This window comes from Paenibacillus sp. YAF4_2, from assembly GCF_052113225.1.
GTDB lineage: Bacteria > Bacillota > Bacilli > Paenibacillales > Paenibacillaceae > Pristimantibacillus.
Genome location: NZ_JBFRCT010000004.1, coordinates 348,694 through 364,473, shown reverse-complemented (window position 1 = coordinate 364,473; position 15,780 = coordinate 348,694). Strand labels below are relative to the sequence as shown.

The following is a 15,780-nucleotide window of genomic DNA, read 5'->3' as shown; positions in this document are numbered from 1 at the left end:
GCACTCTGATATTGAGAGTGCTAACGCAAAAGTTTAATAACGGAAGGGAGAACGTTATCTCAATGGAAAAGCAACAATTTAAAGCAGAATCGAAGCGCCTCTTGGAGATGATGATCAACTCTATTTATACACAGCGCGAAATTTTCTTAAGAGAGCTGATCTCGAATGCCAGTGATGCGATCGACAAGATTTACTATAAGGCACTGACAGATGATCAACTGGTATTCAACAAAGAAAGCTATTACATAAAAGTAACAGCTGACAAAGCAACCCGCACGCTGACTCTCTCCGACACGGGGATCGGCATGACGCAGGAAGATCTGGAGAACAACCTTGGCGTCATCGCAAAGAGCGGATCGCTGGCGTTCAAGAAGGAGAACGAAGCGAAGGATGGCCACAATATTATCGGCCAATTTGGCGTGGGCTTCTACTCGGCGTTTATGGTGGCTGACAAAGTTGAAGTCATCAGTAAAGCGCTGGGTGAGAAAGAGGCTTACAAGTGGGAGTCGGAAGGCGCTGACGGCTATTCGATTACACCTGCGGACAAAGAAACGGTCGGCACGGACATCATTATGACGATCAAGCCAAACACCGAGGACGATAACTACGATGAGTTCCTTGAGGAATACCGCCTCAGAGCCATCATCAAGAAATACTCGGATTTCATCCGTTACCCAATCAAGATGGATATGAAGGGCCAGCGTCCGAAAGAAGGCAGCGAAGGCGAATTCGAGGAATACCAAGAAGAGCAAACCGTCAACAGCATGGTGCCAATCTGGCGGAAAAATAAAAGCGAGCTGACGCAGGAAGACTACGATAACTTCTACTTCGAGAAGCGCTACGGCTTTGATAAACCGCTGAAGCATCTTCATATTAGCGCGGATGGTGCTGTTGTTTATAACGCGATTCTCTTTATTCCGGAGAATACGCCATTTGACTATTACACGAAGGAATTTGAAAAAGGTCTTGAGCTGTATTCGAACGGTGTCCTCATTATGGACAAATGCGCGGATCTGCTGCCGGATTATTTCAGCTTCGTGAAAGGGATGGTCGACTCCGAGGATCTGTCGCTGAACATTTCCCGGGAACTGCTGCAGCATGACCGTCAATTGCAGCTTATTGCGAAGAACATTAAGAACAAAATCAAAAGCACACTGCAAAGCCTGTTGAAGGAAGACCGCGAGAAGTACGACGGCTTCTACAAGTCGTTTGGCAGACAGCTGAAGTTTGGCGTATACAACGACTACGGCGCGAACAAAGATACACTGCAAGACCTGCTCTTGTTCTACTCCTCGAAGGAGAAGAAGCAAGTTACGCTGGATGAATACGTATCGCGTATGCCGGAAGATCAGAAGTACATCTACTATGCAGCTGGCGAGTCGATTGACCGTCTGGAGAAGCTGCCGCAAGCAGAGATCGTGGCGGACAAAGGCTACGAGATGCTGTACTTCACAGACGATATCGATGAATTCGCGATCAAAATGATTGGAACGTACAAAGAGAAGTCCTTCAAGAACGTATCAAGCGGCGACCTCGGTATCGAGTCGAATGCGGAAGAAAAGCAAGCTGAGGAAGAAGCAGCAACGGAGAACAAAGATCTGTTTGTTTCGATGAAAGAGCTGCTTGGCGACAAAGTTACAGGCGTAAAAGCTTCGAAACGTCTGAAATCCCATCCGGTTTGTCTGTCGTCAGATGGCGAAGTAACCATCGAGATGGAGAAAGTGCTGAAGGCTATGCCTAACGGCCAAGACGTGAAAGCGGACAAAGTGCTGGAGATCAACGTTAACCATGAAGTGTTCCAAGCACTCAAGGAAGCTTATAGCAATGACCAGCAGAAGCTGAGCCTGTACACGAATATTTTGTACAACCAAGCTCTTCTTATTGAAGGCTTGACGGTGCAGGATCCGGTACAATTTACGAACGATATTTGTAAAATCATGGTGTAATCGTCTGCATCAGCAGTAGAAGCCGGCCTTAGGACAATGTCCTGAGGCCGGCTTTTTGCGCATTCGTTCTAACATCAACCTGCCACGCATAAGCTTGTATCACTATGGTAGCGTTTACCAAATACCTATGCGACGGAATCTATCAATAACGCTAGCAAGCTACTTTTCGAAAAGGGAGATGGTTAGCCAATGATTTACGCTGAGCCGGGCAAGCAAGATTCGAAGATTTCGTTTAAGAAACGGTACGACAACTACATAGGGGGCCGCTGGACGCCGCCAACGCAAGGCCAATATTTCGATAATGTATCTCCAGTGAACAATGCGGCTTTCTGTGAGGTAGCTCGCTCCACGTCGGAGGATATTGAGCTTGCTCTTGATGCGGCACATGCTGCGAAAGTTGATTGGGGACGGACATCTGCAGCAGAGCGCGCTAATATATTGAACAAGATTGCGGACCGGATCGAGAGTAATCTGGAGACATTAGCCGTTGCAGAGACGTGGGATAACGGCAAGCCAATTCGTGAATGCCTTGCGGCGGACCTGCCGCTGGCGGTTGATCATTTCCGGTATTTTGCCGGCTGTATCCGCGCGCAGGAAGGCTCTCTCAGCCAGCTCGACAACGACACGGTTGCTTATCATTATCATGAGCCGCTAGGTGTCGTTGGCCAGATCATTCCTTGGAACTTCCCGCTGCTCATGGCGACATGGAAGCTTGCGCCAGCGCTTGCGGCGGGCAACTGCGTTGTCCTTAAGCCAGCCGAGCAGACACCTGCGTCGATCTGTGTTCTGATGGAACTGATCGAAGATTTGCTGCCTGCAGGTGTGATTAATATTGTAAACGGTTTCGGCCTGGAAGCCGGCAAGCCGCTGGCCTCAAGCAAACGGATTGCTAAAATCGCCTTTACCGGCGAAACAACAACGGGCCGCCTCATCATGCAATATGCTTCACAAAATCTCATTCCCGTCACGCTGGAGCTTGGCGGTAAATCACCAAACATCTTCTTCGAGGACATTATGGCGAAGGATGACGCTCTCTTTGACAAAGCGCTCGAAGGCTTCACGTTGTTTGCGCTGAACCAAGGGGAAGTGTGTACCTGCCCGTCCCGTGCACTGATTCAAGAATCGATCTACGACAGCTTTATGGAGAAGGCACTGCGGCGTGTCGCATCGATCAAACAAGGAAATCCGCTTGATACGGATACGATGATTGGAGCTCAAGTCTCGACAGAGCAAATGGAGAAAATATTAAGCTACATCGACATCGGACGCCAGGAAGGGGCAGAATGCTTAATTGGCGGAGGCCGAGCAGCAATTGGAGGCGACATCGCAGATGGCTACTACATTCAGCCAACGGTGCTTCGCGGGGACAATAACATGCGGATTTTCCAAGAGGAGATCTTTGGACCAGTCGTTGCTGTGACGACCTTCCGTTCGCCGGAAGAGGCGCTCGCGATTGCGAATGATACGCTGTATGGTCTAGGCGCAGGCGTCTGGACAAGGGACATTAATGCGGCGTTCCGGATGGGACGGCAGATTGAAGCGGGCCGTGTCTGGACGAACTGCTATCATGCTTACCCGGCGCATGCGGCATTTGGCGGCTATAAAATGTCCGGCGTTGGCCGTGAGAACCATAAGATGATGCTGTCGCATTACCAGCAGACGAAGAACCTGCTCGTCAGCTACAGCCCTGACGCGCTTGGCTTTTTCTAAACGTAATGGCAGCGGAAACCGTATTAAAGGTACTCGCCACGGAAAGTGCGCTTGAGCTGATCGATCGGCTGCGGGCAAAGTATGGCGACGTCATGTTTCATCAATCTGGTGGCTGCTGTGATGGCAGCTCGCCGATGTGCTTTCCGCTAGGCGAGTTCCTGATTGGTGAGCAGGATGAGCTCCTTGGCGAGATTGGCGGAGCACCCTTCTATATGAGTAAAGCGCAATACGATTACTGGAAAAATACACAGCTTATCATCGACGTTGTACCTGGCCGCGGCGGGATGTTCTCGCTGGAAGGACCGGAAGGATTCCGCTTCCTGACGAGGTCTCGCGTTTTTTCTGCTGAGGAGCTGCGCAGTTTAGGTCTGCTATAAGCGTAAACGGTTCTTCTTATATTTTAAGAAAAACGGTCCCTGCCTTGCCTGCGACAGGCAATGCGGGGACCGTTTTTTTTGTGTGCGTGATTTAGTTAACGGCTTCTTCGTCTTCCTCTTCTTCGTCCTCACTGTAAGCGCCGACGCGGTAATCATCCGTCTTCTCGCCGTCTTCCCAAACCTCGACGAACAGCGCATCGCAGTTCTCGAAATCTTCAGCTTTCAGAGCAAGCACTCTTTCCTCGTCGTCACCGACGTATACATTTTCCATCCCGTCTTCCGTGAACGAGAGAACAACAAAAATTTTCAACTTGCAGGCCCTCCTGTGCAATTGTTATTGAAGCAGTATACCATATTGGGCTTATCCAGCGCCTCTCATTGATCGAGATTCATGCCAATATTTGAATCAGTCGCGGAAAAATGGGTAATAGTAGTGGAGGAGTAAGGAACGGGGGGATTCAAGGTGAAGTTTACACCCGAGCAGCGGATTACACTGCATGGTTTTAACAATTTGACGAAGTCACTTAGCTTTAATATGTATGACATCTGTTTTACGAAGACGAAGGAAGAGCGCGAGGCATACATCGCCTACATCGATGAACAGTATAATTCGGACCGCCTGACCAAAATTTTGAAGCAGGTAGCCGATATTATTGGGGCGCATGTTCTGAATATCGCGAAGCAGGATTATGTTCCGCAGGGCGCTAGTGTAACGATTCTTGTCTCGGAAGGGCCTATCGTTGAAGTGCCGACGGAATCTACGTATGACGAGTCGCCGGGGCCGCTTCCGGATAATGTTGTGCTCCAGCTCGACAAAAGCCATATTACCGTACATACGTATCCCGAATATCATCCAAGCGAAGGGATCAGTACATTCCGTGCCGATATTGACGTCGCTACCTGTGGAGAGATCTCGCCGCTTAAGGCGCTTAATTATTTAATCCATTCGTTTGATACGGATATTATGACGATTGATTACCGGGTGCGGGGCTTTACGAGGGATATTGACGGCAATAAGCTGTTTATTGATCATGATATCAACTCGATCCAGAACTATATTCCAGATGAGGTTATTGACCAATACGACATGATTGACGTTAATGTGTATCAGGAAAATATTTTCCACACCAAATGCAAGCTGCGGGAATTCGATCTGAACAATTACCTGTTTGGCTATACGAAGGACAAGCTGAGCATGGACGAGCAGAAGGAAATTACGGAGCGGTTAACGGACGAGATGTATGAGATCTTTTACGGGAAAAATATTAAATGAGGTTACGGACCGGGGGATCAGGCTTCCCCTGGTTTTTTGGCGAGTCCTTTTAGCTGTTCACCGGCATGAAACGCGCTCCGCCATCAATAGATGGCGAAATCACCTTGTGGTATGATTAAGCAAATTCATAGTTATGGGGGAGAATATTTTATGGCATTTGAGATCGAACGGAAGTTTCTGCTCGCAGTTCCTTATGAGTCTATCGGAGACCGTATTCAGGTGCGTTCGGAGCAGCGGATTGAGCAGACTTATTTGGCGCTGGAAGAGGATCAGGAATTACGTGTACGCCGGATTACGGATGTGGGCAGTGGTGAAGTGACGTATACCCATACGTTCAAGAAGGGCTTCGGCATTAAACGCGAGGAAGTGGAGTATTCGATTAATAAAGGGCTGTACGAGCAGGTCGTGACGGCTTTCGGAGCAGTTGCTCTGACGAAAAATCGGATTACGGCGGACTGGAACGATATCGTTATTGAGATCGATATGTATGACCAAATTCAGCTGACGGTGCTGGAAGTGGAGTTTGATTCCGAAGAAGCTGCAAATTCGTTTGCTGCACCGGATTGGTTTGGTGAGGATATTAGCAGATCGAAGGAATACAGCAATAAGACGGTCTGGAAGCAGCTGCAGCAGAAGTAGGGAGGCGAGGGACATGCGCAAGCTTGTGTTTTTCGTTGGCGGAGCAGGCGCGGGGAAAACAACGCTGGCCAAATCGCTGGCACGCAAACGTGGTGTGACGGTACTGGATATGGACACGATGCTGCGTCCGGCTGCCGTACAGATTATGACCGTTGCAGGGCTTGATCCAAATGACCGTGATTCGGAAGAGTATAAGGTGCTATGCCGAGACCTTGGGTACCGGATTACGATGGATGCCGCGCTCGAAAATATTGAGTTAGGTACCGATGTCTTTGTCATCGGACCCTTCACCAAAGAAACAAGCGATCCGTCTTGGATTGTGAAGGAATTAGCGGCGATTGGCGCCTCCCTTCATGATGTAGATGTGAAGGCGGTTATCGTCTATTTGCAGGATAATCGGCTGCATTACAACCGGATTGAGCAGCGTGGGCTTGAGACCGATCACTATAAGCTGGAGCACTGGGACTCCTTCAGTCGCTCGCTTGTCAGACGAACGCTCGCCTGGGAGCTGCCGGAGTCATCGGTCTTGTACTATGATAATTCGCGGGAGTTAGATGAATCGGCGTTAGAACACCTGGAAAGGTTCGTGTTTGGTGATGTTATTTGATCCTACGATATTTGATAATTTGAAGGTTGCTTTGGAGAACCAGATTTATGATTTAGACAACCTGGATGAACGAATCCGGGTTGTTGATCGTGTAGACAAGCTGGATATGGCGGTAATGTCCCGCGAGTTCGCGCTGCAGTTTGTGCTGGCTGGTGCGGAGCGGGAGAAGTGTGTGAAGGCTGAAATTAAGCTTGATACTACCATTCGTGATTTGGCGACAGAGCTGCTGGAGCTGCAGGAAGGAGATCCGCCGGGCTGCAGGCTCCGCTTGCTGTATCATCTGTCGGTGACGGATGTGGAGGTGCAATGCCGCCAGATTGAGGAGGCTGTACGGGAGAAATGGGGAACGGAGCTATTGCTCACTCAAAAGCTCAGCTTCATCTATGGTGAAGAAAGCGGACGTTATAGCAACACGGTGGAGCTTCGTTTCAACCGCCGCATTGATGAGGAGCAGATGAACGACTTGCCCGAGCTGCTTGAGCATATGATATTGACGCTTGAGGCGCTGGAGCTCCTGTAAAATGAAAGACATACCTCATTGCCCGGACAAGCGATAAGGCACTGAGAGGGCCTTATTTGTCCAATATATAGTAAGAAAAGTAATCATAAGACCCTGGCAGGGTCTTATTTACTTTCAGGAATCGAAAAAGAGGGGTATGCTGGGTGCCCGGACAAGCGATAAGGTACTGAGAGGGCCTTATTTGTCCAATATATAGTAGGAAAAGTAATCATAAGACCCTGAGAGGGTCTTATTTGCATTTCAGTTTCATTAAAGGTTCTAACTCCATAATAGGTTTTGTAAGCAGGACAAACTTAAACCTACTGAGGAGGAAATGAACATGAACAAGTACGTAAAAACATTTGGTATAACAGCAGCCCTGGCGGTAATGGTGCCACTAAGCGCATTCGCGGCAACCAGCTCAACAACATCGACAACAGGAGCTGCTGCAACGGCACAAGTCCAAGCTGATGGCAGTACGAAACAAGCAGATGGGATGCATGGCCGTGGCGGATTTGGCGGTAAATTCATCTCTGACTCCGTATTGACTTTACTTAAGCTGGATCGCGAAACACTCAATGAGAAGCTTGCTGCAGGCAGCACACTTGCAGAAATCGCTACAGAGCAAGGTGTGTCGAGTGACGATCTGAAGGCGGCTTTAACCTCAGCATTCAAAACCAATGATAAGAGTCAATTCTCTGCGAATTTAGATAATCTGATCAATACAGAACAGCTCGCCACAGGACGTGAAGACCGCAGAGGACGTGGTTTTGGACATAACCTGGATGCTGCTGCAACTGCGCTGAATATGACGGAAGATGAGCTGAAAACAGAGCTGCAAGCCGACAAAACAATTGCAGCCATTGCCGATGAAAAAGGCATTAGCGAAGATACGGTGATTGCAGCGCTCGAAACAGCGATTAACGCTGAAATTGATCAAGCCGTCACAGATGGCAAGCTGACAGCAGATGAAGCAGCAACGAAGAAAGAAGAAACTGCCGCACAAGCTCAAAGCATCGTAAATGGTGAATTCAATCTCAAAGGTGACGGTTCGCATCATGGTGGTGGCATGAAACAGAAAGCCCAAACAGAAACAGACGATACTACAGCTGCCGAGACCAACGCTTAATGTAAGGCACGTAAATCGTCAGTAATCCCGGCAAATGCCGCTGCTACAGCGGCAAATCACGTTTGCTGAAGGCGATAATGCCTGCTGCAAAGCTGGCGAGACCAATAGCGAGCAGGATCATTGCTGCGAGCAGCGGATGCCCGTTGCCCGCAGCGATATCGCTTGGCCGGTACAACGAGAAGATCGAGGCGTATCGCAGCCATTCGACACTGCCGCTGATTTTGCCAAGCATATCGAGGGCGAACATCCCAAATACGATAAAGCCGGAGGTGCCGAGTGCTTTTTTCTCATCGTTCATAACCGAAGATAGGAGAAACGCGATGCCGCTTGCAGCTATAAACAGCATCCAAGCAACGACATTCATTTGAATATAACGCGCACCGTTAAATGCATACTTATCGCCGATAAACCAGATGTACCCGAGCATTCCTGCTGCAGTTGTCACAACCATAATAAGCAGAAGTCCTGTGGACAGCACGCCTGCTTGCGTTGTGGCAATCTGCCGGCGGGTGGTTGGCGTGGAGAGCAAGTAGGCCATCGAGCCCTGATCCACCAAGCGAGCCATTAGTCCAGTAGAAAGCATAATGCTGAATATAGAAAGCAGAAGAGGTAATATAAGTCCGTAATATTCTCCAGAGATGAAGGCCTCCATACTGCCAAAGCCGCCTTGAATATTAAAGGCGTTTACGATACCCTCGGGCATTGATTTCAGCAGTTCATTTAGTGCTCCCGTATTGTCCGCAATGCCGGGATAAAGCCAGAACATAAGCAGAATATAGAAGGCTGAGCCAAAAGCATAATTGCTCATCCCCTTCGCGTGAATTTTCATCATTTGCTTGAATAATGGGAGGTTCATCAGACAACAGCCCCCTTGTCAACGCTTTGGTCGTAATACTGCATAAAGACATCTTCAAGATTTTGCGCGGTAATATCCAAGCTGCGCACCTTATATTTCGCAGCTTCATGAATAAGCTCATTATAATTACCCTGCACAGCCACGGTTACCCTTCTTCCATCATGCGACTCTATCGGCACATTGCGGCTCTGCACGAATGCCTCCGCATCTTCCGTATGCTCGAACACTATCACCAGCAGCTTCCGCTGCATCGATTGCAGCTCATGAATATTGTTTGTTGCCACTAGGCGTCCATCTTTTATAATTGCGGCGCGATCACAGGTCCGTTCGATCTCCGGGAAGCTATGCGAGGACATAAGAAAAGTTGTGCCCCGGGCTTTCTCTTCCAGCACAAGCTCGATAAAGAGCTGTTGCATCAATGGATCAAGGCCGGAAGTGGGCTCATCCAAAATAATAAGCTCTGGGCTATGCATAAAGGCAGCGACGATGCCAACCTTTTGCTTCATCCCTTTGGACATTTTCCGGATAGGAGTATTCACATCGAACTGAAGCCGATTAATTAGCTGCTCGCGTTTCACAGAGCTGTCCACGCGCTGCATACGGGCTAGAAAATCTAAAAACTCCTTCCCCGACATCCCTTCAATAAATGCAATCTCTCCTGGTAAATACCCAACTAGCTTCTGCACCGCACCTTGCTTCTCCCAACTATTAAGCCCCTTAATGGCTGCACTGCCGCGATCGGGCTTCATGAAGCCCATAATGTGGCGGATCGTTGTGGATTTTCCCGCACCGTTAGGTCCAAGAAAGCCAAATACTTCGCCTTTCTCTACGGTGAAAGAGACATCAGTAATTCCTTTACCGCCTGGAAAAAGCTTCGTCAAACCTTCTACGACCAGCATGCTGACCGCACCTCTTTTCGAAAAAGTTATGAAATTTAATAAGTGTTATATTTCATAATTATGATAGGCTTGGCCTATACAGAAGTCAATGGGTTATGAAATATTTATGTGCTATAATTTCATTAATTCCTATTAAAGCCGGAGGGTAAAATGAACGGATTTGAAAAAAGAGCCGAGCAGTTGAAAGCAAGAATCAGGACAGTCGTTCTGGAGATGCTTCAGACTTGTGAGCCTAAAAATATTCGCATTGCCGATATCGCCGCAGAAGCAGGTGTGTCTCAGGTAACGATCTATAATTATTTTGGCAGTAAGGAAGAGCTTATTCGGGATGTCTTCAAGCAATATTACTGGGGCAAAGTAGAGGAGTTTGAACGTTTTGTTGAAGGCCAGCCGTCCTTTAAGCAGTTTGTGGAGTACATCATTCTGGAGGATAAGGAGGCTTTCCGCAAATTTACACCGGCTGCGATTCAGGAGATGATGCGTTCGGACGAAGAGATCAGCCGGGATATCGATGAGATTTATCGGACGAAGGGTTTGCCGCTTGTCACCCAGCTTATTGAAGGCTACAAGCAAAAAGGAGAAATCTCGGATAAAGTATCTACGACTGCGATATTGGCCTATATCAACATGTTTAACGCACAATCTCGTATGCTGCTTGAGCAAGCGGAGCAGAGCGGCCAAGGGGATGTTTTTTTCGAAGAGTTTATTCATTTGTTCTTCTACGGCATATGCGGGATTGAGCCAAGCCTCTAAGTAAATGGATTTATTGTTAGATTGCTATTCCTGCCTTGCTATTGGTACAATACACCGTAGTAGAGAAGACAAGGGAGCTGTATCGATTGACGAAAGCAAAGAAGAGCGGTATCGGGCAAGGAACGGGCAAGAAGGGCTGGAGCCGCTGGGATAAAGCAGCAAAGCAGAAGAGTGCCAAACGGATCTTCGGCAAAGGAACAAAAGCGGGAGCAGATAAGAAGGAAGAAGCTGGCGGAGCCGGAAACGGAGAAAAAGCAAGCAAGTGATTGCCTAAATATCACATATCCGTTATAGTTGATTCAATTGCATAATGCGTGCGGGTGCTGGATAAAGTCCGGCTGAGATAGGTAACTTGTTTGCCTGACCGTTAATCTGAACCAGGTAATGCTGGCGTAGAGAACCGATTGAATTGTAACCATTCGTGTAATCTCGAGTGGTTTTTTCTGTTGTTCGAACGCCTTCATGTTTAGTTACCAATGGTTACTAAAGCAGAGGAGTGATAAGGAACAATGCAAATGCAAACACAAACAAGCAAGTTTAGTGAAAGACTGTATGAGAGCTCGAAGGTGATCTGGGAACAGAGCCATCGGCATCCTTTTCTCGAGGAATTGAAAGCCGGGTCGCTGGATCCCGCGAAGTTTATTTTTTACCTCAAGCAAGACTACATCTACTTAATCGATTATGCCAAAATGTTTGCTTACGGCAGCATTAAGGCAAACGACCTCCAAACGATGGGGAAGTTCTCTGAGCTATGCCACTCGATTCTTAATGTGGAGATGGGGCTGCATCGGCTGTATGCCGAGCGCTTTGGCGTCACCAAAGAAGAGCTAGAGAGAACGGAACCAACACCTACTACAATTGCTTATACCAAATACTTACTCGATGTTGCCGCGCATGGCTCTCTTTCTGAGGTTGCGGCTGCGGTGCTGCCATGTATGTGGAGCTACCGCGAGATTGGCGTCTTGTTCGCAGCTGAGCCTGGCGTAATGGAACATTCGCTTTACCGTGATTGGGTTCTGATGTACAGCTCTGAGGAGTTTGGCGAGCTGACGGACTGGTGCATCGGCATCATGGATCAACTGGCTGACGGATTGCCAGAGCAGGAGCTTGCAAAGCTCGAGCAGCATTTCATCATGGCTTCCAAGCTTGAATATATGTTCTGGGATATGGCTTACAGGCTGGAAGGCTGGCCGGTGTGAGCGGGCAGCAAGTAACCGATGAAGAGCTGAATGCAGGTTTATCGGTTAAGGGATTAACCTACCGATTTGATGGCGAGGAGCCGTTGTTCGAAGGACTTGACCTGGAAATCCCACAAGGGCAATTCGTCAGTATCGTGGCGGCAAGCGGTATGGGCAAAACAACTCTGTTCCGCCTGCTGGCGGGTCTGCTTCAGCCAAACGCCGGCACGATTCGTGTAGCCGGGGTTGGGCAAGGGCATGGGCAAGGAAGCCGCAGCGGGATTGGCTACATGCCTCAGCGGGACTGCCTGATGCCTTGGCGGACTGTACAGGATAACGCAGCAATTGGGCTGGAACTTGCAGGAGTATCAAAGCGGGATGCCCGCCGCAGAGTGCTTGAACTGCTGCCCGAATTGGGGCTTGCCGGTACAGAAACGAAATATCCGCATGAGCTGTCTGGAGGAATGCGGCAGCGGGTTTCTTTCCTCCGCTCGCTGCTTGGCGGCGGAGAACTGCTGCTCCTCGATGAGCCGTTTAGTGCACTTGATGCGATGACACGGGTCAGCATGCAGCAATGGCTGCTCCAGGTATGGGAGAAGCATCGGAAGACAATTCTGTTCATCACACATGATATCGACGAAGCGCTTCTGCTATCGGATCGAGTATTAATTGCAGCAACCAGGCCAATCACCAAGCTGGAGCCGCTAGAGGTAGAATTGCCGCGTCCACGTACATACGAGACCACATTGGATGAACGATTTGTGGCGCTCAAGCGGCAGCTGCTCCGGCAGCTTGGCCGGATCACCTCCACCTTGGAAGGAGGTAACAGCTGATGCGGAAATGGACAGATAAGCTGCCGATCGTTCTATTCATTGTTCTTTTAGCGGCATGCTGGGAAGTTGGAACGATGGTATTCGATATTCCACCATATATCATTCCGAGGCTGTCGGATGTTTTCGCCGCGATAGGGGATAACGCAGCACTTCTAGGCAAGCATTTTGTTATAACGCTGTGGGAAGCGCTGCTTGGCTTAACCTTCTCCATCCTATGCGGCATGTTATCTGCGATTTGGATTGACAGTTCAAGCCTGGCACGTAAGACGATCTACCCGTTGATCGTTGCTTCGCAGACGATTCCGATTATCGCGCTGTCGCCAATTATGGTCATGTGGTTTGGTTATGAGATGGGGAGTAAGGTTGCGGTGGTTATCTTATTTACATTCTTCCCTGTAGCGGTTAATACCGCAGACGGATTCCGTATAGCAGATCGGGAGATCGGAGAACTGCTTCGATCGATGGGTGCGGGAAGAACGCAGCTGTTTCTCAAATGGAAGATCCCTTCCGCGCTGCCGTCCTTCTTCACTGGACTCAAGATGGCAGCGGCCATCAGTGTTGGAGGTGCAACACTTGGCGAATGGCTTGGCGGAGAAGCTGGCCTTGGTGTATTTACGAAACGGGCGGCGAATATGCTGCGCGGCGACGATGTGTTCGCCGGAGTGCTGCTGCTGTCTCTAATGGGAGTTGCCTTGTTTGTTGCTGCACAATTCATAGAGAGACTGGTGCTTGGGCACCGGCGAAATGGCTAGAGTTAGCCATCTGAAAGGCATTTGAAGGGAGTTTTAACTATGTTTTGGTCTAATAATCGATTTATAAAATCAGGATTAGCCTTAGGGCTCGTATTCACTTTGCTGCTGACAGCTTGTTCCTCCACGAAGGACAGCAATAATTCCGGCAGCAGTGCGGGGAAAGAAACGGAAGAATTGACCGTCTTGCTGGATTGGTATCCGAATGCGGTACATACCTTTTTATATGCGGCGGAGCAGCAGGGATATTTTGCAGAAGAAGGGCTTAAAGTTAAGCTACAGATGCCTGCCGATACGACGGATGCGCTGAAGCTTGTAGCTACGGGCAAGGCTGATCTGGCGCTCAGCTACCAAATGCAAGTTGCATTAGCGCGTTCGGAACAGATTCCGGTTGTCTCTGTTGGGGCGATCGTCCGTCATCCATTGAATCAGCTGTTTGTACCGGAGGCATCTGGCATTAAGAGTCCGAAGGACCTTATCGGGAAAAAAATCGGGTATCCATCCGCTCCGCTTGATGAAGCGCTTGTTAACACGATGGTGCAGGCGGACGGAGGCGATCCGTCGAAATTAGATTATGTAGATATCGGCTGGGATCTAATCCCGGCGATGACGACAAATCGTGTTGACGGTATTATTGGTGGTTATATCAATCATGAGAAGCTGCTGCTTGAGAAGGAAGGCGAGAAGCTAACCTCGTTCAACCCAGCAGATTATGGCGTGCCGGATTATTATGAGCTAGTTCTTACGGCAAGTGAGAAAGAGCTCGACAGCAAAGGTGATGCGATTAAACGTTTCCTTGCAGCCGCAGCCAAAGGCCAGGCATATACCGTAAGCCATCCGGATGAAGCCTTACAGCTGCTGCTGGATAAGCAGAGCACAGACTTCCCGCTGGATGCAGATATCGAGAAGCAAAGCTTAGCTATTTTGCTTCCGCTGATGGACGCGGGTGAAGAAGCTTTTGGCAGCCAAACGGAGGAGTCCTGGAACAAGGTGATCAACTGGCTGACAGAGCATGATCAGATTAAGACGCCGGTGAAGGCGGCGGATGCTTTCCGCAATTTGTAGGCAATATTGGTTGATGCTTACGAAGTAAGAATCGCCACAATGGCCTTTAAGAGGCCATTAGTGTGACAATTCTTTAAGCGAATGCTTACGAAGTAAGAATTGCCACAATGGCCTTTAAGAGCCCATTAGTGTGACAATTCTTTAAGCGAATGCTTACGAAGTAAGAATTGCCACAATGGCCTTTAAGAGCCCATTAGTGTGACAATTCTTTTTAGGAGGTTTGGCAGATGGATGAGAGACTGGAGAGATATTCAAGGCAGATGCTGTTCGCCCCTATCGGCGAAAGTGGGCAGCAGAAGCTGAGCGAAAGCGCCGTATGCATCATTGGCATGGGCGCGCTTGGTACCGTACTGGCCAATCATATGGTTCGGGCAGGCGTCGGAATGGTTCGAATCGTGGACCGGGACTATGTCGAGAAAAGCAATCTGCAGCGTCAAATGCTGTATGACGAGGATGATGTGCGGGAGGGGTATCCGAAGGCGATTGCTGCTGAACGGAAGCTTCGCCGCATTAACTCGGATGTGAAGATTGAAGCGGTAGTGGCAGATGTAACGGTCCATAATATCGATGATTTGCTCGACGGTATGGATCTGGTGCTCGATGGTACGGATAATTTCCAGACCCGGTTCCTGCTGAACGATGCTTGTTTCCGAAGAGGTATTCCTTTCACCTATGGCGGCGCAGTAAGCTCGCGCGGCATGAGCGCGATTCTGGTGCCGGGCAAGACGCCTTGCCTGCGCTGCTTCCTGCCCTCGGCTGACAGCGGCGGCCAAACCTGCGATACCATTGGCGTTATTGCGCCGGTTGTTGATATAGTCGCCTCCTACCAAGCGGTAGAGGCGCTTAAATATTTGGTTGAAGCGGATAAAGCAAGACGAAACAGTCTTGTCACATTTGATCTGTGGAGCAATTACTACTACGAGATGAAGCTGGGTGAAGCGGCGAAAGAATGCCCATGCTGCCAATTAAAAGAATACCCTGCGCTGCAAGTGTCTGAGACGGATCAGACGGTTTCATTATGTGGACGCAGCACAGTTCAGATCAGTGGACACGGGCCTCTTAATCTGGAGCAATGGCACAAACGGCTGGAGCCTGCTGCGGTAAAGGTAGAGCTAAACGCATACTTGCTGAAAGCCGAGCTGCCGGAAGGCGAACGGCTTGTCCTATTCCCAGATGGCAGGGTTCTTGTGCAGGGGACAGAGGATATTGTGCGCGCGAAGACGTTGTATGCCCGATATATCGGTTATTAAAACATAGAGGGAGATGA

Annotated in this window: 18 protein-coding genes; 15 read left to right on the top strand and 3 right to left on the bottom strand. The window is 49.2% G+C overall.

The window, feature by feature from the left end; genetic code table 11:
* Window positions 1-62 precede the first annotated feature (62 nt).
* The 3 genes from htpG to AB4Y93_RS12110 all read left to right on the top strand — a co-directional run bounded on the left by htpG (window position 63) and on the right by AB4Y93_RS12110 (window position 4,033).
* A complete protein-coding gene (gene htpG, locus AB4Y93_RS12120) occupies window positions 63-1,946 on the top strand; it encodes a molecular chaperone HtpG (protein ID WP_441892205.1) in 1,884 nt (627 codons plus the stop codon).
* Window positions 1,947-2,135: 189 nt separating this feature from the next.
* Window positions 2,136-3,656, top strand: a complete 1,521-nt coding sequence (adh, locus tag AB4Y93_RS12115) for an aldehyde dehydrogenase (protein ID WP_441892203.1) — start codon at window positions 2,136-2,138, stop codon at window positions 3,654-3,656.
* A 5-nt stretch (window positions 3,657-3,661) separates the two neighbouring features.
* On the top strand, window positions 3,662-4,033 hold the full coding sequence (locus AB4Y93_RS12110; protein WP_441892201.1) for a DUF779 domain-containing protein: 372 nt from the start codon (window positions 3,662-3,664) through the stop codon (window positions 4,031-4,033).
* Between the two features lie 91 nt (window positions 4,034-4,124).
* On the opposite strand, the gene AB4Y93_RS12105 is transcribed toward AB4Y93_RS12110, so the two are convergent.
* Window positions 4,125-4,343 (bottom strand): hypothetical protein, encoded by a 219-nt coding sequence (locus AB4Y93_RS12105; RefSeq protein ID WP_441892199.1) that lies wholly within the window; start codon window positions 4,341-4,343, stop codon window positions 4,125-4,127.
* 153 nt (window positions 4,344-4,496) lie between these two features.
* Here AB4Y93_RS12105 and speD point away from each other — a divergent pair, with 153 nt between their 5' ends.
* The 5 genes from speD (at window position 4,497) to AB4Y93_RS12080 (ending at window position 8,180) form a co-directional block, all read left to right on the top strand.
* Window positions 4,497-5,306 (top strand): adenosylmethionine decarboxylase, encoded by an 810-nt coding sequence (speD, locus tag AB4Y93_RS12100; RefSeq protein WP_441892197.1) that lies wholly within the window; start codon window positions 4,497-4,499, stop codon window positions 5,304-5,306.
* Between the two features lie 150 nt (window positions 5,307-5,456).
* Entirely contained in the window at window positions 5,457-5,945 is a 489-nt protein-coding gene (locus AB4Y93_RS12095; protein WP_441892195.1) for a CYTH domain-containing protein, read from the top strand.
* A gap of 13 nt (window positions 5,946-5,958) precedes the next feature.
* Window positions 5,959-6,552, top strand: a complete 594-nt coding sequence (locus tag AB4Y93_RS12090) for an AAA family ATPase (protein ID WP_441892193.1) — start codon at window positions 5,959-5,961, stop codon at window positions 6,550-6,552.
* Window positions 6,542-7,072, top strand: coding sequence for a hypothetical protein (locus tag AB4Y93_RS12085; protein ID WP_441892551.1), 531 nt, complete (start codon window positions 6,542-6,544; stop codon window positions 7,070-7,072). The genes AB4Y93_RS12090 and AB4Y93_RS12085 overlap by 11 nt, the downstream gene beginning before the upstream one ends.
* Window positions 7,073-7,391: 319 nt before the next feature.
* Complete coding sequence (locus AB4Y93_RS12080) at window positions 7,392-8,180, top strand: hypothetical protein (protein ID WP_441892191.1); 789 nt, start codon at window positions 7,392-7,394, stop codon at window positions 8,178-8,180.
* A 43-nt stretch (window positions 8,181-8,223) separates the two neighbouring features.
* On the opposite strand, the gene AB4Y93_RS12075 is transcribed toward AB4Y93_RS12080, so the two are convergent.
* The gene (locus AB4Y93_RS12075) at window positions 8,224-9,036 is read right to left on the bottom strand and encodes an ABC transporter permease subunit (protein ID WP_441892189.1); all 813 of its coding nucleotides are present in this window, start codon (window positions 9,034-9,036) and stop codon (window positions 8,224-8,226) included.
* The gene (locus AB4Y93_RS12070; RefSeq protein WP_441892187.1) at window positions 9,036-9,935 is read right to left on the bottom strand and encodes an ATP-binding cassette domain-containing protein; all 900 of its coding nucleotides are present in this window, start codon (window positions 9,933-9,935) and stop codon (window positions 9,036-9,038) included. The genes AB4Y93_RS12075 and AB4Y93_RS12070 overlap by 1 nt, the downstream gene beginning before the upstream one ends.
* A 150-nt stretch (window positions 9,936-10,085) precedes the next feature.
* Here AB4Y93_RS12070 and AB4Y93_RS12065 point away from each other — a divergent pair, with 150 nt between their 5' ends.
* The 7 genes from AB4Y93_RS12065 (at window position 10,086) to AB4Y93_RS12035 (ending at window position 15,763) form a co-directional block, all read left to right on the top strand.
* Window positions 10,086-10,688, top strand: a complete 603-nt coding sequence (locus AB4Y93_RS12065) for a TetR/AcrR family transcriptional regulator (protein WP_441892185.1) — start codon at window positions 10,086-10,088, stop codon at window positions 10,686-10,688.
* An 86-nt stretch (window positions 10,689-10,774) separates the two neighbouring features.
* A complete protein-coding gene (locus AB4Y93_RS12060; RefSeq protein ID WP_441892183.1) occupies window positions 10,775-10,954 on the top strand; it encodes a DUF3934 domain-containing protein in 180 nt (59 codons plus the stop codon).
* 249 nt (window positions 10,955-11,203) lie between these two features.
* Window positions 11,204-11,887: a thiaminase II gene (tenA, locus tag AB4Y93_RS12055; protein ID WP_441892549.1), complete on the top strand. Its 684-nt coding sequence runs from the start codon at window positions 11,204-11,206 to the stop codon at window positions 11,885-11,887.
* Window positions 11,884-12,699, top strand: a complete 816-nt coding sequence (locus tag AB4Y93_RS12050; protein WP_441892181.1) for an ABC transporter ATP-binding protein — start codon at window positions 11,884-11,886, stop codon at window positions 12,697-12,699. The genes tenA and AB4Y93_RS12050 overlap by 4 nt, the downstream gene beginning before the upstream one ends.
* Window positions 12,699-13,451, top strand: a complete 753-nt coding sequence (locus AB4Y93_RS12045; RefSeq protein WP_441892179.1) for an ABC transporter permease — start codon at window positions 12,699-12,701, stop codon at window positions 13,449-13,451. Before AB4Y93_RS12050 ends, AB4Y93_RS12045 begins: the two co-directional genes overlap by 1 nt.
* 39 nt (window positions 13,452-13,490) lie before the next feature.
* Window positions 13,491-14,513, top strand: a complete 1,023-nt coding sequence (locus AB4Y93_RS12040; protein ID WP_441892177.1) for an ABC transporter substrate-binding protein — start codon at window positions 13,491-13,493, stop codon at window positions 14,511-14,513.
* Window positions 14,514-14,740: 227 nt separating this feature from the next.
* Window positions 14,741-15,763: a thiazole biosynthesis adenylyltransferase ThiF gene (locus AB4Y93_RS12035; protein WP_441892175.1), complete on the top strand. Its 1,023-nt coding sequence runs from the start codon at window positions 14,741-14,743 to the stop codon at window positions 15,761-15,763.
* The last annotated feature ends 17 nt before the right edge of the window (window positions 15,764-15,780 follow it).